The organism is Pelosinus fermentans JBW45, from assembly GCF_000271665.2.
In the GTDB taxonomy this organism is placed as follows: Bacteria; Bacillota; Negativicutes; order DSM-13327; family DSM-13327; genus Pelosinus; species Pelosinus baikalensis.
Map to the genome: position 1 here is coordinate 88,688 of NZ_CP010978.1, position 19,611 is coordinate 108,298.

Below are 19,611 nucleotides of genomic sequence, written 5' to 3' on the forward strand. Positions count from 1 at the left end.
AATGGATAATCAATTTAAATTATTATATAAACAGATAAAAGAACAAAAAATAAGTCGACAAAATGCCATTGAACAAATTAAAAAGCTTAAAGTTCAGCGTAAACTCCAAACAGCTCCCTCAAAATCATCTTTTAGCATAGAAGAAAAGAAAATAGTGATAGCAATTACTCCGGATTTGCTTCAAGAAAAAGCAATAAATTATTTTAAAAAACTACTCTCCTCAGAAATCAAGCTGCCGGCGCAGCAAATTGAAGCGGATGCACCCATGGATAACTATGGCATCGACTCGGTTATGGTTATGCAAATGACTAACCAATTAGAAAAGACATTTGGATCGTTGCCGAAAACGTTATTTTTTGAATACCAAAACATCCAAAGTCTAACCGGATATTTCCTTGAAGCCTACCGTGAGCAGTTAATAGGGCTGCTGGGTATCGAAGAGATAGTAGCAACTACCGAGAGTACTAAAGAGTATGATGCTATAACCGGAGCTGTAAAGCAACCGGTCAGTAGTAAGCGCAGACGTTCTCGTTTTGCATCACTGCATAATGAGATTCCACAAGAAAAATTAGGGGCCTTAGATATCGCCATTATCGGTGTGGCCGGACGCTACCCGCAAGCGAAAAATATTAGGGAGTTTTGGAATAACCTGCGAAACGGCAAGGATTCCATCACCGAAATACCCAAAGAACGCTGGGATCACAGTCTGTATTTTGATGAGGACAAAAACAAGCCAGGAAAGACATATGGCAAGTGGGGCGGTTTCCTGGATAATGTGGATCAATTTGATCCTCTTTTTTTCAATATTTCACCGCGGGATGCAGAAATGATGGATCCCCAGGAACGCTTATTCTTACAGTGCGTATATGAGACTTTAGAGGATGCTGGATATACCCGGGAAGCTCTCAGTATGCAGCAAGGTTTTGGTTTGGAAGGCAATGTAGGAGTATTTGTAGGAGTAATGTACGAAGAGTACCAGCTTTACGGTGCCCAGGAACAGATTCAGGGAAGGCCGATTACGCTTTCCGGGAATCCATCATCAATAGCTAACCGGGTATCCTATTTTTGTAATTTCCATGGACCAAGTATGGCTGTAGACACCATGTGTTCTTCCTCACTGACGGCCATTCATTTGGCCTGCCAAAGCTTGCAGCGTGGTGGATGCGAGCTTGCGGTCGCAGGCGGTGTTAACGTCTCAATTCATCCTAACAAATATCTGATGCTCGGCCAGGGGAAGTTTGTATCCAGCAAGGGGCGTTGTGAAAGCTTTGGCCAGGGAGGCGATGGCTATGTGCCGGGAGAAGGCGTAGGGGCAGTACTCTTAAAGCCTCTATCAAAAGCCATTGCCGACGGGGATCAAATATATGGCATTATAAAAGGAACCGCAATCAACCATGGAGGGAAAACCAACGGATATACAGTTCCCAATCCTAATGCGCAAGCCAGCGTTATTGGACAAGCAATAAAGGAATCAGGGGTCAATCCGAGGGCAATCAGTTATATAGAAGCGCACGGCACAGGGACTTCTTTAGGGGATCCGATAGAGATCGCGGGTTTGAAGAAAACCTTCCAGGAATATACGAAAGATAAACAATTTTGTGCGATTGGTTCGGCCAAGTCGAATATCGGGCATTGTGAGAGCGCGGCAGGCATTGCCGGAGTGACGAAAATATTACTGCAGCTTAAACATAGACAATTAGTGCCTTCCCTGCATTCTGAGACTCTGAATCCTAATATTGATTTTGATAATACGCCCTTTGTCGTTCAGCAGGAACTGGTGGAATGGAAACGACCAGTAATTGAAATGAATGGAGAAAGCAGAGAATATCCACGGATTGCCGGGATTTCATCTTTTGGTGCTGGAGGGGCAAATGCTCATGTGGTGATCGAAGAATATATTTCAAAGAACCAGCAACGACCTTCTATTACGATTACTACTCAGAAACCTGCAGTCATTGTTCTGTCAGCAAAGAATGAAGAACAACTATGTGAGCAGGCTCAGCAATTGTTGGCTGCAATTGAGGAACAGGCATTCTCTGAAATAAGCTTAGCCGATATGGCCTATACACTTCAAGTCGGGCGCGAAGCCATGGAGCAAAGAGTAGGCTTAATAGTGGGATCAAGTAAAGAACTTGAGGAAAAACTAAAGAGTTTTGTGGCAGGACAAAACAGTATTGAGGATTTATATCGCGGGCAGGTTAAGCGTAATAAAGAGACGTTGGCTGTTTTTACAGCGGATGAAGATATGGCAAAAATGATTGAAACTTGGATGGATAAAGGGAAATATCCTAAAATATTGGATCTTTGGGTTAAAGGTTTGATCATTGACTGGAGCAAATTTTACGGTGATATCAAACCTCGTCGTATAAGTCTACCCACCTATCCTTTTGCCAAGGAACGCTATTGGGTACCTGAGATAGAAACAAGAGTCAGTAGTAAAATAGCAAACCAAGAAATTGTAAACTTAATTCATCCGCTATTACATCAAAATACTTCCGATCTTTCAGAACAACGGTTCAGTTCAATCTTTACGGGTCAGGAATTTTTCTTGGAGGATCATATCGTAAAGGGGCAGCGAGTTTTGCCTGGGGTAGCATATCTTGAAATGGCCCGGGCTGCAGTGGAACAGGCAACAGGAAGGTTGGCAGGAGATAAAACTGGCATACAATTGGAAAACGTGGTTTGGATCAGACCTATTACTATGGGGGGGCAGCCGGTCCAGGTACACATCGGTCTTTACCCTGAGGATAACGGGGAGATTTTCTATGAAATCTATAGCGAGACAGAGATGGCAGATGTAGAACCTATCGTATACAGCCAGGGAAAGGCCATGCTGAGCCCCGTTGCAGAAGCTCCATCACTGGATATTAAGGCATTGCAGGCTCAGTGCAGTCAACAGATTTTTACATCCAGCCAATGTTATGAGGTATTTAAGGCCATGGGGATTGAATATGGTCCGGCACATCAGGGGATTGAGAAGGTCTATGTGGGATCAGATCAGATATTGGCGAAGTTGTCCTTGCCTTCGACGGTCTTGCAGACTCAAGATCAATTTGCTCTGCATCCTAGTTTGATGGACGCAGCGCTGCAAGCGTCTATCGGCTTCATAATGGAGTCTGAGACTTTGCTTATCAAACCATTTCTCCCATTTGCTCTGCAAAAATTGGAAATTTATAAAAAATGTACTTTGAGTATGTGGGTTTCGGTTCGCTCTAGTTATGGCAACATAGCAGGAGATAAAGTGCAGAAACTTGATATCGATTTATGCGACGATCAAGGCAATGTCTGTATACGGATGAAGGAATTTACAGCGCGAATGTTGGAGGGAGAGGTGACTCCGATAGAATTGGCAGCAACGATTGAGGCGCTGATGCTTGAGCCTAGCTGGAAGGAAAAAGCTATTGGCTCTGAAGTCACAGTACCTGTCGTTTATGAACACCATCTAGTGATGCTTTGTGAACTAGATGAAGTATCACCCCAAAGCATAGAAACTGGAATGGACGGGGTACGTTGTCTTACCTTGCAATGTGAACACGAAAGCATCGAGGAAAGGTTTCAGGCCTATGTCGTTCAGGCATTCGAGGAAATTAAAAGCATCCTTAAAGATAAACCCAAGGGCAAGGTGCTCATTCAGATTGGCGTGCCCATCCAAGGGGAAGAAGAGATATTCGCTGGCATCTCCGGCCTTTTGAAAACAGCTCAATTAGAGAATCCAAAACTCTTAGGACAGTTAATTGAAGTAGACCAGCTTGCAGATTCGGCAAGAATCATAGAAATACTGAAGGAAAATAGTCTAAGCCCCATGGATAACCACGTTCGGTATCAAGAAGACAAACGCTTCGTTGCAGGCTGGAGCAGAGTGGAAACTTCTCAAGAAGGAATAAAGATCCCCTGGAAAGACCAGGGGGTCTATTTAATTACTGGTGGTGCTGGTGGGCTGGGACTCATTTTTGCCAAAGAAATTGCCCATAAAGCCAAGGGAGTCACTCTGGTGTTTACGGGTCGAACTCCGCTGGATGATGGGAAGCAAGGTAAAATCAAGGAATTAGAAGCTTTAGGAGCCTTGATTACATATAAGCAAGTCGATGTCACCGATAAGCAGGCAGTTATAGATTTAATACAAAGCATCCAAGATGAGTTTGGCAGTTTAGGCGGTATCATCCATAGTGCAGGTATCATCCGCGATAACTTCATCATCAAGAAAAACAAGGAAGAACTGCAAGAAGTCCTGGCCCCCAAGGTCAATGGACTGGTTAATTTAGATGAAGCAAGTAAAGAACTGAGCCTTGAATTCTTTATTCTTTTTTCCTCGATAGCGGGGACTTTTGGTAACGCTGCTCAAGCTGATTACTCCACAGCTAACGCCTTTATGGATGGATATGCTAAATATCGCAACAAGTTGGTAGGGTCAAAACAACGGCAGGGTCAAACGCTATCAATCAATTGGCCATTGTGGAAAGATGGTGGGATGCATATTACTGAAGAAGCGGAAAAAATGATGATGCAGAATTCGGGATTAAACGCTATGCGGACCACAACTGGTATCGAGGCTTTATATCAAGGGATAGCTTCTGGTAAAGCTCAGGTGGTGGTGATGGAGGGAGATATAAAACGACTGCAGACAGCACTTTTGGGGCAATCGTTCCCAACAGAAGTCACAAGAACATCTTCCACCATAGAAGAAAAGAAAGCAGTTATCACCATTGAACAAGATTTTCTCCAGGAAAAAGCAATACATTACTTTAAAAAGCTGCTATCTGCTGCTATTAAGCTACCGACCCACCGTATCGAAGCAGATGCCCTGCTGGAACAATACGGAATCGATTCGGTTATGGTTATGCAAATGACTAACCAATTAGAAAAGAACTTTGGATCCCTATCTAAAACTTTATTCTTTGAATACCAAAATATCCAGGAATTAACCGGATATTTTCTTGCATCCTATCGAGATCAACTGACAGAATTACTGGGGATCCAGGAGACGGCGGCAGCAACTATGGAGAACTCTGGAGAGAACATGGCCGATACCGAGCCAGTAAAAGCTGACTTTAGCAGTCGTAGACGTCCGCGTTTTGCACCCCTTCATATGGAAATTCCAAAAGAAAAAACTAGAGGGGCCTTAGACATTGCCATCATTGGTGTTGCTGGGCGCTACCCTCAAGCGAAAAATATTCAGGAGTTTTGGCAAAATTTGCGGGATGGCAGGGATTCTATCACCGAAATTCCCAAAGACCGCTGGGATCATAGTCTATACTTTGATGAAGACAAAAACAAGGCTGGAAAAACCTACAGCAAATGGGGAGGATTCCTGGATGATGTAGACCAATTTGATCCTCTTTTCTTCAATATCTCACCACGTGAAGCAGAAATTATGGATCCCCAAGAACGATTGTTTTTGGAATGTGTCTACGAAACTTTAGAGGATGCTGGATATTCCCGAGAGGCCCTCGGTTTGGTTCAAGGTTTTGGTTTGGAAGGCAATGTGGGAGTTTTTGCGGGAGCAATGTATGAAGAGTACCAGCTTTACGGTGCCCAGGAGCAAATTCAGGGCAGATCAATCGTTCTTTCAGGGAATTCATCATCGATAGCAAACCGGGTATCCTATTTTTGTAATTTCCATGGGCCAAGCATGACGGTAAATACCATGTGTTCTTCTTCCCTGACTGCCATTCATTTAGCATGTCAAAGCCTGCAGCAGGGTGGATGCAAGCTTGCGATTGCAGGCGGTGTCAATATCTCAATTCATCCTAATAAATATCTGATGCTCGGTCAGGGTAAATTTGTATCCAGCAAGGGACGGTGTGAAAGCTTTGGGCAGGGAGCCGATGGCTATGTGCCAGGAGAAGGTGTAGGGACAGTATTATTAAAGCCGCTGTTGCAAGCGATTGCTGAAGGGGATCATATATATGGCATCATCAAAGCAACTGCAATCAATCATGGCGGTAAAACCAATGGGTCTACAGTACCTAACCCCAATGCTCAGGCCAGTGTGATTGGACAAGCAATAAAGGAAGCTGGGATAGATCCAAGGGCGGTCAGCTATATGGAAGCCCATGGAACTGGTACTTCTTTAGGTGATCCGATTGAAATCACGGGTTTAAGTAAGACCTTTCAGCAATATACAAAGGACAAACAATTCTGTGCGATTGGTTCTGCCAAGTCGAATATTGGGCATTGTGAGAGTGCGGCAGGCATTGCAGGGGTGACGAAAGTATTACTGCAGCTTAAATATGGACAATTAGCGCCTTCCCTACATTCCGAGACACTAAATCCTAACATTGATTTTAGCAATACTCCCTTTGTTGTTCAGCAAGAATTGGCGGAATGGAAACGGCAGATAGTTACTATTGATGGAGAAACAAAGGAATATCCACGGATTGCGGGTATTTCCTCATTTGGTGCGGGAGGATCCAACGCCCATGTTGTTATTGAAGAATATATTCCCAGCAATCAGGAGAGACCTCCGATAATCATTACCAGGAAAAATCCGGCAATTATGGTCTTGTCGGCAAAAAATGAAGAACAGCTTAAGGAGCAGGTACAGCGATTATTAGAAGTGATTGAAAAGCAGCAATTCTCAGATGAGAGTTTGATTGATATGGCTTACACCCTCCAGGTAGGTCGGGAAGATATGGAAGAACGTTTGGCTATGATTGTGGGTTCTATTAAAGAATTTGGTGAAAAACTGAAAAGCTTTGCGGCAGGGCAGGATGACATCGAGGACTTGTATCGCGGGCAGGTTAAGCGCAATAAAGAAACCTTGGCTGTATTTACGGCAGATGAGGATTTGCAAAAGGCACTGGAGGCTTGGATAAGTAAAGGGAAATATGGAAAACTTTTGGATTTTTGGGTCAAAGGTATGATTGTTGACTGGAACAAACTTTATGGTGATAGCAAACCTCATCGTATCAGTCTTCCCACGTATCCCTTTGCCAAGGAACGTTATTGGGTGCCTGCGATGGAAACAAGAATAGACGATACTATAACAAGCAAAGACAATATTCATCCATTACTGCATAAGAATACTTCAGATATTTTTGGGCTGAAATTTAGTTCAACTTTTACTGGGCAAGAGTTCTTCCTAGCAGATCATGTTGTGAAGGGGCAGCGAGTATTACCTGGAGTGGCCTATTTAGAAATGGCTAGGACAGCAGTGGAGCAGGCAACAGGAGTTTTGACGGAAGATAAACTTGGAATTCGGCTGGAAAATGTGGCTTGGGTTCGACCCATTGCCGCTAAAGAGGAGTCGGTGCGGGTACATATTGGCCTTTATCCTGATGATAACGGCGAGATTGCCTATGAAATCTATAGTGGGATCAGCGCAGCTGATGCAGAACCCATAATACATAGCCAAGGCAGTGCAGTACTGAGGCCAGTTAGTGAAGTGCCAGCCTTGGATCTCAAGGCATTACAGGCTGAGTGCAGCCAAAGTATTCTTACAGGAAGTCAATGTTATGAGGCTTTGAAGACATTGGGGCTTGAGTATGGTTCTGGACATCGGGGAATTGATAAGGTCTATGTGAGTCCAGAGCAAGTACTGGCAAAGCTTCATTTGCCATCTGCTGTTATCGCTACACAAAAACATTTTGTTCTGCATCCCAGCTTGATGGATGCCGCGTTGCAGGCGTCGATAGGTTTCATGATGGCGTCGGGAGATATGGGCAGTAGAGCTTCTCTCAAGTCGATGGTACCTTTTGCACTCAAGGAAATTGAAATTATTGGTAATTGCACTTCCGATATGTGGGCGTTACTGCGCTACAGTGCTGGCAGCAAAGCGGGAGACAAGGTGCAGAAGTTTGATGTTGATATATGTGATGAGCAGGGGAACGTTTGTGTACAAATGAAGGAATTTTCATCGCGTGTACTGGAAAGTGCAGCAGATTCAGTAGTGCCTTCAGCAAAGTTTAGAGGTTTGATGCTCCAGCCTCATTGGAAAGAACAATCTACTAATCCAGAAGCCGTGGCTAATGCTAACGCTCAGCATGTAGTGATGTTATGTGAATTATCCGGAGCTTATTGCGAAAGTATTGAAACCAATATGAGCGGAGTGCGTTGTCTTAGCTTGCAATCTGACCAGGAAAGCGTTGAGGAGCGATTCCAAACTTATGCCATTCAAGTCTTTGAAGAAATCCAAAATATCCTTACATATACGCATAAGGGTGCGGTGCTCATTCAAATTGTCGTTCCCAATCAAGGGGAAGGGCAACTTTTCACTGGACTTTCCGGATTATTGAAAACTGCTCAATTAGAGAATCCTAAAATCATTGGGCAGATGATTGAAATAGAAGCAGAGGGACTTTTAAAAGAAGAAATAATAGAAATACTGGAAAAGAACAGCCAAAGTTTTGTCGATAAGCATGTTCGATATCAAGGCGGAAAACGATGGGTTAATAGCTGGAAGGAAGTTGTAGTTTCCGAGGAAGAAGTAGGCATACCCTGGAAAGATAATGGTATCTATTTAATTACTGGCGGGGCTGGCGGTTTGGGACTCATATTTGCTAAAGAGATTGCACAAAAAGTCAAGGAGCCGATTCTGATTCTCACTGGACGGTCTTCGTTAGATGAAGGTAAGCAGGCGAAAATAAAGGAAATGGAATCTTTAGGTGCCTTAATTGAATATAAAAAAGTTGATGTAACCGATAAGCAGGCGGTAATGGCTTTAATCCAGAGTATCCGTGATAAATTTGGGAATCTTCATGGTATTATCCATAGTGCAGGAGTAATTCGGGACAACTTAATCCTCAAAAAAACCGAGAAAGAGATGGAAGAAGTACTGACTCCTAAAGTGGCCGGATTGGTGAATTTGGATCAGGCAAGTAAGGAGATGAGTCTTGATTTCTTCATTCTCTTTTCCTCAATTGCAGGAAGCGTAGGTAATGTAGGCCAAGCTGACTACGCCACTGGCAACGCTTTTATGGATGCCTATGCGAGGTATCGTAATGTCATGGTTATGTCCGAGGAGCGATATGGGAAAACACTATCGATTAATTGGCCGCTGTGGAAAGATGGGGGAATGCATGTTGACAAAGCAACCGAAAAGATTTTGCAAAGCATGGGGATGATTGCCATGCAGACGTCAACAGGAATTCAGGTATTGTATCAAAGTTTAGTATGCGGAAATGATCAGGTAATGGTAGCAGAAGGAGACGTCAAACGACTGAGAAATCTGATGGAGTTAGAATGATTTGATTATGGAATTTATCAAATCATTCTTAAAAGAATATCGGATAGTAAACCATTGAAAGAGCAATTCAAAATTTAATCTAGAATGGGGAGAGGGGAATGATAATGGCTAATCAAGCAGTGACGGCAATTGCTCAAGAGATGCTCCATGAAAAAGCAATCACTTATTTCAAAAAGCTACTTTCTTCCGTTATTAAACTACCAGCGAATCGAATCGAAGTAGATGCGCCAATGGAGAAATATGGAATTGATTCGATCATGATCATGCAAATGACCAATCAATTAGAAACAATATTTGGTTCTTTGCCAAAAACCTTATTTTTTGAATACCAAAATATTCAAGAGATTACTGGATATTTTCTTGAATCTTATCGCGACCAACTGATAGAACTATTGGGAGTTGAGGAGAAAGCAACAGAAACCACTGAGAAATATGAGTATGCTATAACAGAAGTAGAGCCTGCAAAGTCAAGTGTAAGCAGCCGTAGACGTTCATTTTTTGCATCGCAGCGCATGAAAGCTCCGCAAGAAAAAAGTGAACAAGACTCAGATATAGCCATCATAGGTGTTTCAGGACGCTATCCTCAAGCCAAGAATATTCAAGAGTTTTGGGAGAATCTACGGGCTGGTAAGGATTGCATCACTGAGATTCCTCAAGATCGCTGGGATCATAGCCTGTATTTTGATGAAGATAAGGATAAGCCAGGAAAGACCTATAGTAAATGGGGGGGATTCCTCGACGGTGTTGATAAATTTGATCCCCTTTTCTTTAATATTTCACCACGTGAAGCAGAGTTTATAGATCCCCAGGAGCGGTTGTTTCTGGAATGTGCCTATGAAACATTAGAGGACGCTGGATATACACGGGAAACGATTGGTACGCATCAGGGGTTTGGCTTAGAGGGTAATGTAGGAGTTTTTGTAGGAGTTATGTATGATGAGTACCAACTTTACGGCGCCCAGGAACAAATTCAGGGTAGACCAATAGCTCTTGCTGGAAATTCAGCATCAATAGCCAACCGTGTATCTTATTTTTGTAATTTCCATGGACCGAGTATGACTGTAAATACAATGTGTTCTTCTTCGCTGATCGCAATTCATTTGGCCTGTCAGAGCTTACAACGAGGCGAATGTGAGTTTGCAATGGCAGGTGGTGTTAATCTCTCAATCCATCCCAACAAATATTTAGCACTCGGACAAGGCAAGTTTGTATCCAGTAAAGGGCGTTGTGAAAGCTTTGGGCAGGGAGGCGACGGCTATGTACCAGGAGAGGGTGTAGGGGCGATACTCTTAAAACCGCTGTCGAAAGCGATTGATGACGGAGATCATATATATGGCGTTATTAAAGGAACCGCAATCAATCATGGAGGGAAAACCAATGGGTATACAGTACCCAACCCCAATGCGCAAGCCAGTGTTATTGGAAGAGCTTTTAAGAAAGCAGGGATCAATCCAAGGACAATCAGTTATATTGAAGCCCACGGCACTGGGACTTCCTTAGGTGACCCAATAGAAACTGCGGGCTTGACTAAAACCTTTCAGGAATATACAAAAGACAAGCAGTTTTGTGCGATTGGTTCAGCTAAATCTAATATTGGACATTGTGAAAGCGCATCAGGTATTGCGGGGGTAACAAAAGTATTACTGCAGCTTAAATATCGTCAATTGGTGCCATCACTGCATTCTGAGATGCTAAACCCCAACATTGATTTTGGCAGGACGCCTTTTGTTGTTCAGCAGGAACTTACGGAATGGAACCGACCGGTGATTGAAATCGATGGAGAAATTCGAGAATATCCAAGGCGTGCTGGTATTTCATCTTTTGGTGCAGGAGGATCAAATGCACATGTATTTATTGAAGAATACATTGCTAAGGATCAACCGCTTTCTACAATGATTACTGCGAGGAATCCGGCAATTATTGCATTATCCGCCAAAAATAAAAAGGGACTTAAAGAGCAGGCACAGCAATTGTTGGCTGTGATTGGTGAACAACAATTTTCAGATAAAAACTTGGCCGATATGGCCTATACTCTTCAAGTAGGCCGGGAAGCTATGGAAGAACGTCTGGCGGTGATTGTGGGCTCTGTTAAAGAACTTGAGGACAAATTACAAGGTTTTGTGGAAGGTCAAGATGATATTGACGATCTGTATCGGGGGCAGGTCAAGCGTGATGCCGAGAACATGTCTGTTTTTACAGCGGACGAAGATATGAAAAAAACGATGGAAGCTTGGATGATCAAAGGGAAATATGCAAAAATTGCGGAGATTTGGGTCAAGGGTTTAATTATTGACTGGAATAAACTCTATGGCAATAGTAAGCCTTCCCGCATTAGCCTGCCCACTTATCCCTTTGCCAAAGAACGCTATTGGGTGCCTGAGAGCAATACAATACCCAATAATAAAATAACGAGTTCATCTAATGTAGCCTTACTTCATCCGCTATTGCACCAAAATACCTCCGACCTCTCTGAGCAGCGGTTCAGTTCGATTTTTACTGGTCAGGAGTTTTTCTTGGCAGATGATGTTGTGAAGGGACAGCGGGTGTTATCTGGAGCAATCTTTTTAGAAATGGCTAGGGCGGCAGTGGAGCAGGGTGCAGGAGTTTTGGCAGAAGATTTAATTGAAATACGGCTAAAAAATGTAGTTTTAGGGTGCCCCGTTGCCGTTGGACATCAGCCGGCACAGATACACATCGGACTCTACCCAGAGGAAAATGGTGAGATTGCCTATGAAATCTATAGCGAGTCAGAAGATACCGATGCAGAACCTATTGTACATAGTCAGGGGATTGCTGTACTAAGTTCGCTTGAAAAAGTTTCAACTATGGATATCAAAGCATTACAGGCTGAGTGCAGCCAAAACACTCTTACGTCCTCCAGTCAAAACTATGAAACATTTAGGACAGCGGAGATTGAGAAGGTGTATATAGGCTCAGATCAAGTGTTGGTGAAGCTGTACTTAGCATCACCTGTCGTCGCTGATCAAAATCAATTTGTCCTGCATCCCAATGTAATGAATGTGGTATTGCAAAATTTGGTTAGTTTCATGCCAGGTACCGATGATTTCAAACCAGTGCTTCCCATAGCCCTGCAAGAACTTGAAATCATTGAGAATTGCGCTTTTGCCATGTGGGCTCTGATTCGCTGTAGTGAAGGTATGGCAGTGGGAGATAAGGAGCGGAAGTTTGATATTGACTTGTGTGACGAGCAAGGAAATATTTGTGTACGGATGAAGGGACTACGAACGCAAGGAATTGAAAACGTTGTTCAAGAATTGTTGCCAAGCCCACCAAGTATGGCAGTTCCAAATACACAAGAAGCTTTTGAGATGATGAGCTTTGAAGAGATTTGGCAAGAGCAGGCCTTACTAACTACTACTCCAACTAAAATAAAAACCTTGGTTTGTTTTATTTCAAAACCGGAAAATCAGCAGACAATTATGGAAGAAATCGAAAATCTGGATCAAGAAACAAAGGTTATCTATATCTCACAAGGTACAGCTTTCGAAAAACAATCCCAACAAAATTATAGTGTTGCCCGCACAGATCTAAGTACTTATAAAGAGGCTTTCGACAATATTCGAGAAGATTATAGTGAAGTGGATGCCATGTTATATCTATGGCCGATTGAAGATTCAAGCTGTATCCAAGATTACTCCAGTCTTGTCTATATTCTGCAGGCGATAGCGGGATCAAAGCTAAACACTAAGCGTTTGTTATTAGCGGGACAATTTGCAAATAGGTTAGAACGTTGTTACCTGGAATCCTGGATAGGCTTTGAGATTTCCTTGGAATTTGTTCTGCCGAATATGCAAGTGGCAGCAGTATATAAGGAGGCTTATCCAGAGAACAAGGAACGGGCAATAAGAGATTGGTTGAATACAATCTGGACAGAATTACAGGCTGACAAAATTCAAAGTGTTTTGTATCAAGGGGGGAAACGGTCTGTACACAGAAGCCAGGCAACTGCAATGCAAGCGAATAGCAGTCTATTGAGAGCTGGCGGGACCTACCTCATTGTTGGAGGCTGCGGTGAAATAGGGTTCTTATTTGCTAAGTATTTTGCCCAAAAACATCCTGTGAATCTGATTCTAACTGGTCGATCTCCCAAAAATGAGGATAAGCAAGCAAAGATAAAGATATTGGAAGACTTAGGCAGTCAGATCATGTACATAGAGGCTGATGTTTGTGATGCAAGTGGTATGAAAGAAGGCTTGAGCCGGGCCAAAGAACGATTTGGGAAAATTCATGGAGTCATTCATGCAGCCAGGATTGAAAGTAAACAAAGCATTTTTGAAAAAGATATCCAAGGTTTTCAACAGGTGATTGCGCCTAAAATTACGGGGACCCTTGTGCTTGATGAAGTACTTGCAGCAGAGGAACTTGATTTCATCTGCTATTTTTCCTCATCTTCAGCAATTCTAGGAGATTTTGGCTCCTGCGACTATGCTATTGGCAATCGCTTTCAAATGGCCTATGCTCATTACCGGAAGGAAGAGCAGCGTCATGGTAAGACCGTTGTCATTAATTGGCCGCTATGGAAGGATTTCGGTATGGATGCCGATGAGAATGAGCACATCAAGATGTACCTGAAAACCAGCGGACAACGTTTTTTGGAAGCTGAAGAAGGTGTTGCCATATTTGAGCACATATTGGCTCAACACCAAACCCAACATTTAGTTGTAGTTGGACAACGCAGCCGTGTGCACCGTTTTTTGGGACTAGCTCAAAATCAATCTGCTTCATCGCCACAAGCTTTGACAAGTCCTGCAGTCAAAGGAAGACGGGCAGAAATGATAGGCTTGGATGCGGAACAATGCTTAGAGTGGGATTTGAAAGAGTATGTCAGTAAATTGCTTAAAATTTCCCGGGATAAGTTAGATAGAGAGATAAATTTGGTGGATTTCGGATTTGATTCCGTTGGTTTATCTCAATTTGCAAAATTATTAACCAGCCATTATGGAATTGAAATTTCACCTGCAATATTTTTTGGATATTTTACAATTGAGAAATTAATTCAATATTTTATCACCGAACATCAAGAGTTAATCCAGAACTATTATGAAGAAGATACTATACAGCAATCGATCTCACAAAAAGTTGAGACTATAGCCGTAAAGCCTAAGCAACATAGAAATAAAAAATCAAGATTTAATAGGAACAGTGCATCTCCAAGTGGTTTGGAACCAATTGCGATTATTGGAATGAGTGGACGGTTTCCTGATGCTCGGAATATAGATGAGATGTGGAAGATTATTCTCGAAGGGCAGGATGTAGTAAAAGAAAATTCTGAAGACAAATTTTGGGGTATGGGCTTCGGGTCAAACAAATGGAAATGTGGCTGGATTCCAGGTGTTAAGGAATTCGATCCCCTGTTTTTTGGAATTCCCCCTCGGGAAGCAGAAATGATGGATCCAAGGCAACGTCTATTGCTGCAGGAGTCGTGGAGAGCTTTGGAAGACGCTGGATATGGTAAAGAGCGGATTAAAAACAGCACAATTGGGATGTTTGTAGGAGTTGAAGATGGAGATTACCATATGCTTAGCAATGAAAAGGGAAGCGTTACGTCCAATCACAATGGAGTATTAGCGGCTCGATTAGCATATTTTCTAAATCTTGATGGGCCTAATATGGCAATTAATACAGCCTGCTCTTCTGGTTTAGTTGCAGCTCATCAGGCATACCAAAGCCTACGCAACCAAGAGTGTGATACTGCAATTGCCGCTGGTATAAATTTGCTGCTTACTCCAGGGGTCCTTACTGCCATGAGTCAAGCTGGAATGCTATCAGAGGACGGTAAATGCTATGCCTTTGATAAAAGAGCGAATGGAATGGTTCCAGGAGAAGCAATTGCTGTGGTTGTACTCAAGAGATTATCAAAAGCGCAGGCTGACGGGGATCCGATTTATGCAGTGATCAAAGGAAGCGGCATTAATTATGATGGAAAGACGAATGGGATCACTGTGCCAAGCGGGGTTTCACAAAGCAAATTATTAAAATCAGTCTACGATCGAAACAAGGTGAACCCGGAAGAAATTGAATACATAGTTACTCATGGAACGGGGACCAAATTAGGTGATCCGATAGAGATTAACGCATTATATGATGTATTTAAAGGCTATACAAAGAAACAGAGCTATTGCGCGTTAACCTCTGTAAAGACAAATTTTGGACATACGATGGCAGCATCTGGACTAGTTAGTTTAATCAGTATGGTACAGGCTTTGCGATATGAAACAATTCCGGCAAGTCTGCATTGTGAGCAAGAAAATGATTATATTAATTGGCAGGAAAGTCCTTTTTATGTTAATAAAACAAATAAAATTTGGTCTAAGGATAATGGTAAACAGCGAAGCGGCTCGATCAGCGCGTTTGGGTTGAGTGGAACGAACGTCCATATGATCGTACAAAGCTATTCTGAGGCAGAAAACACAGCCAGCTTGGAACAAATGCCATACTACCTGCTTGCATTTTCAGCAAAGACGAAGGAAGCGTTGCAGGAAAAGATTCAAGATATGATTGATGTACTACAAAAGAAAGATGCGCAAGAGGCAAGTTTAGCTGAGCTTAGTTACACCTTGCTGCAAGGGCGGCAACATTTCAACCATCGTTGTGTGGTTGTAGTCCAGGGGCGTGAAGACGCCATATATGCACTGCAGCAAGTAAATGGTAAAGAACGACTGCCAAACTTGTTTCACGGAAAGGTTTCTCGGGAATTTACAAGACAAAAGGCGATAGAGCAGTATGCTCAAGAGTTGCTGGAAAACAGTCGATCCTTTCGAGAGAACAAGAGAAAGTACCAAGAAACTCTGTATGCGTTGGCAGAGTTTTATTGTCAAGGCTATGAAATTAATGGGGACATGTTCTATGGGGATAGAAAACCACGCCGTATTAGCTTGCCAACGTATCCCTTTGCTAGGACGCATTATTGGGTGCCTGAAATCGATACAAAGCATGCAGATCATATAACAAGTCAATCGGTTGCTGAATTTATTCCTTCTCAAAATACAGAAAAAGTAATTCTTGAAAAAGGATGGCAGGAAAAAGCAATCCATCTAAAGGCTGAGATACAAACTGGAATAGTTGTTGTTTTAGGAACGGTTAACACGATGAAAATTGCCTCTGCACTCTTTGCAGATACGGAAGACATTCAAGTGATACAAGTGATACAAGTGATTCACGGTTCCAATCCTATATTGGAAGGAATATCGACAGATTTTTATTCTATTTCAGCAGGTGAATCTCTTTATCAACAAATGAAAGACAAACAAGGTGAGCAAAAATTAATTGGTGTTATTGATATTACAGCCTATGATGAAATGTATGAACAGTCAGCAGCTGTAGAATCTGGGAAAATAACATTTTTGCAAAGATTGATTGCGCAAGACAGAAGTCAAGGTTATAAACTGTTACAAGTCACGCATCAATTACATTCTTTCCAATTGGCAGAAACAAAAATGCAAGGTGCTCGTTTAGCAGGCTTGTACCGGATGTTAGGTTCCGAATATAAGCAAATTCAAAGTATGACCATGGATAGCGATTATTTAATTCACAAGTATCAGCAGCTAGCACAGCAAATTGAAACTGAGTTCTGGAATATAGGTGACGAAAATCTTTCCGAGTGTTGTTATCGAAAAGGCAAAAGAAATGAACCTCAGTTGACGATTTCTCAATCGAATGACGACATACAAGAGAAACTTCCTATTTCGAAAAAATATGAGCAACAGGATGTTGTTTTAATTACCGGCGGAACGCGTGGAATTGGCGCGGTAATTGCAAAACATGTTGTTTCACAAGGGGTTAAAAACCTTGTAATTATGGGAAGAGAAGAATTGCCCAAGCCGAACGAATGGAATCAGTATCTGAAAAACAAAGAAAAACCGGAGGTTGAAGAAAAACTAAGGCGTATGCAATCCTTTATTGATCAGGGAGTAAAGGTTAATTACTTTAATACATCTTTAACAGATCAAGATGGGATCAATAATATGGTACATAAAGTCAATCAAGATTTAGGCCCTATTACGGGTGTTTTTCACTGCGCAGGAGTCATAAATAAAAATCCTGCATTCATCAAAAAATCAATAGCAGACATGGAAGCGGTTTGTGAGCCAAAAATGAAAGGGCTAGTGACCTTACATAAAGCTCTTGAAAATGAACCATTAGCTTTTTTCATATTGTTCTCATCAATCTCAAGTGTTGTACCAACATTATCTGCGGGTGCAAGTGATTATGCCATGGCGAATAATTACATGGATTATTATGCCCAGTATCAAATTGGGCAAGGAAAGTCTTATTTTAAATCCATTCAATGGCCGGCGTGGGGTGAAACGGGTATGACTAAGGGCGGGCTGCGTACACCTGCTTATATGAAGACAGGTCTTGTATCTATTACAACGGCGGATGGATTAACATTTTTGGATATTATAGAATCTACGTCTCAAATTGTTAACTTACCTTGTGTGGTAGTTCCAGGTGAATTCATGCACAATCAGTTGCTAAAACCAACTATCACAGTAGAGAAAAAAGAAGCTGGCTTACCGTCACGAAGAACATCAACGTTGAAGCAAAAGACGGAAAATACGCAGGGTGTTCAAGCAAATTTACGGGCATCTATTCTTAAGTGGCTGCAGAAAATTTTTATGGATGAATTTAAATTTTCAATGGATCAATTACATGAAGACATCCCCTTTGATGAATATGGTGTTGATTCAATGATGTTAGCCGAATTGGCACAAAAGATGCAAATGAGTATAAGTGAACCCCTTAATCCGTCATTACTCTTGGAAAACAGTACTTTGGCTTTACTGACAGATTATTTTATGGATAATCATTTTGAAGATTTACAAGAACAGTTTGGAAGCGAGACAAGCAATACAATACACGTTTCTTCAAAAGAAAATAGTATTTCTATGAAAGCAGAACCTTTACAAATAATAAGTATAGAATCAAAGGATGACAACAGGAACGTTTCTGATAATCAATCAACAATTACTAATGAAACACTAAGTTTAAAGGAAGACATTGCGGTAGTAGGTATCGCTTGTCGATTTCCAGGGGCATCTACCAAAGAGGCTTATTGGGAGTTACTAAATAAAGGATTATCTGCGATCGAACCTGTGCCGAAAAAACGATGGAGCCCTAAAGATGAACGCATGGACTATGGTGGATGGATTGATGATATAGACTTGTTTGATCCAAAATTTTTCAATATAAAGGAGCTTGATGCAGCCATTATGGATCCGCAAGCGCGCATCCTTTTAGAAGAAAGTTTACAAGCAATTTATGATGCAGGCTATGAACATAAACAGTTATCAGGAGAAAAGATAGGGGTCTATATCGGTGGACGTTCCCATGCTAATACGAATGTGAATGCCGTCTTACAAGCGCCTAATCCTATTTTGGGAATTGGTCAAAATTATATGGCAACAAACATTTCAAGATTTTTCAATTTTAAAGGACCAAGTTTAGTAGTCGATACAGCTTGTTCATCAGGAATAACCAGTTTGTTATTTGCGGCTGATTCCCTAAGAGAAAAAAGAATTAACATGGCTTTGGTTGGGGCGGTAAACCTACTATTGAATTCTTCTGTTCATGACATGTTTGCTGCTCGAAATATTCTAAGTAAAGATGGGGAATTTCATATCTTTGATAAACGGTCCAGGGGAGAAGTATTAGGGGAAGGAGCCGGCGTTGTTATGCTAAAACGGCTCAGTGATGCGATTAAAGATGGAAATCATATTTATGGTGTCATCAAAGCTGTTTCAGTGAATAATGATGGGCGAACGCTTGGGCCTGGATCACCTAATATCAATGCGCAAAAGGAAGTCATGCGGGAAGCGTTAGTATTAAGCGGAAAACAGCCTGACGATATCGGATATATTGAAGCCAATGGAGGCGGAACAGCTGTGGTTGATTCTGTTGAAATCAAAGCATTGTCTGAGGTCTATTGCCTTGATAACCAAGAGCTGGCAGCATGTGCTATAGGATCAATCAAGCCCAATGTTGGACATCTATTGTTTGCGTCAGGAATGGCTGGATTTATCCGCTGTGTGTTAAGTGTGTACCACAAACAAATTCCTCCTTTCTTATCTGCAACAGAACCATTTCCACACTATAATTTTAATAAATCACGGGTACAGTTTAATCGACAAACGATACAATGGGATGTTGCGGAAGGTAAAAAAAGAGTTGCGGCGCAAAATTCGATGCCAGATGGCGGAACAAACTGTCATGTGGTTATAGAGGAATTTGTGCCGGAAAATATGTCTTATCATCCCATATATCGCCCTAAAATAGCGCCAACAATGATAAAAAAAGCGTTAAGCAGTGTTGAGAAAAACTTAACAGAGCAAAAACAACAAGAACCAAAGATCGTCAGAAATAAATGGGGCGAATATAGCGTGTCTGGGAAATAAAGGAGGAAAAGC

2 protein-coding genes are annotated in these 19,611 nt (G+C 42.0%); both read left to right on the forward strand.

Annotated features, from left to right (window positions below):
• Position 1: 1 nt before the first annotated feature.
• A complete protein-coding gene (locus tag JBW_RS00280; protein ID WP_007960997.1) occupies positions 2–9,184 on the forward strand; it encodes an SDR family NAD(P)-dependent oxidoreductase in 9,183 nt (3,060 codons plus the stop codon).
• A gap of 104 nt (positions 9,185–9,288) precedes the next feature.
• A complete protein-coding gene (locus JBW_RS00285; RefSeq protein WP_007960995.1) occupies positions 9,289–19,599 on the forward strand; it encodes an SDR family NAD(P)-dependent oxidoreductase in 10,311 nt (3,436 codons plus the stop codon).
• Positions 19,600–19,611: the final 12 nt, after the last annotated feature.

Excerpts from the sequence above, each read along its gene's own strand:
- JBW_RS00280 (WP_007960997.1), top strand. The coding sequence starts at position 2 with ATGGATAATCAATTTAAATTATTATATAAACAGATAAAAGAACAAAAA.
- JBW_RS00285 (WP_007960995.1), top strand. The coding sequence starts at position 9,289 with ATGGCTAATCAAGCAGTGACGGCAATTGCTCAAGAGATGCTCCATGAA.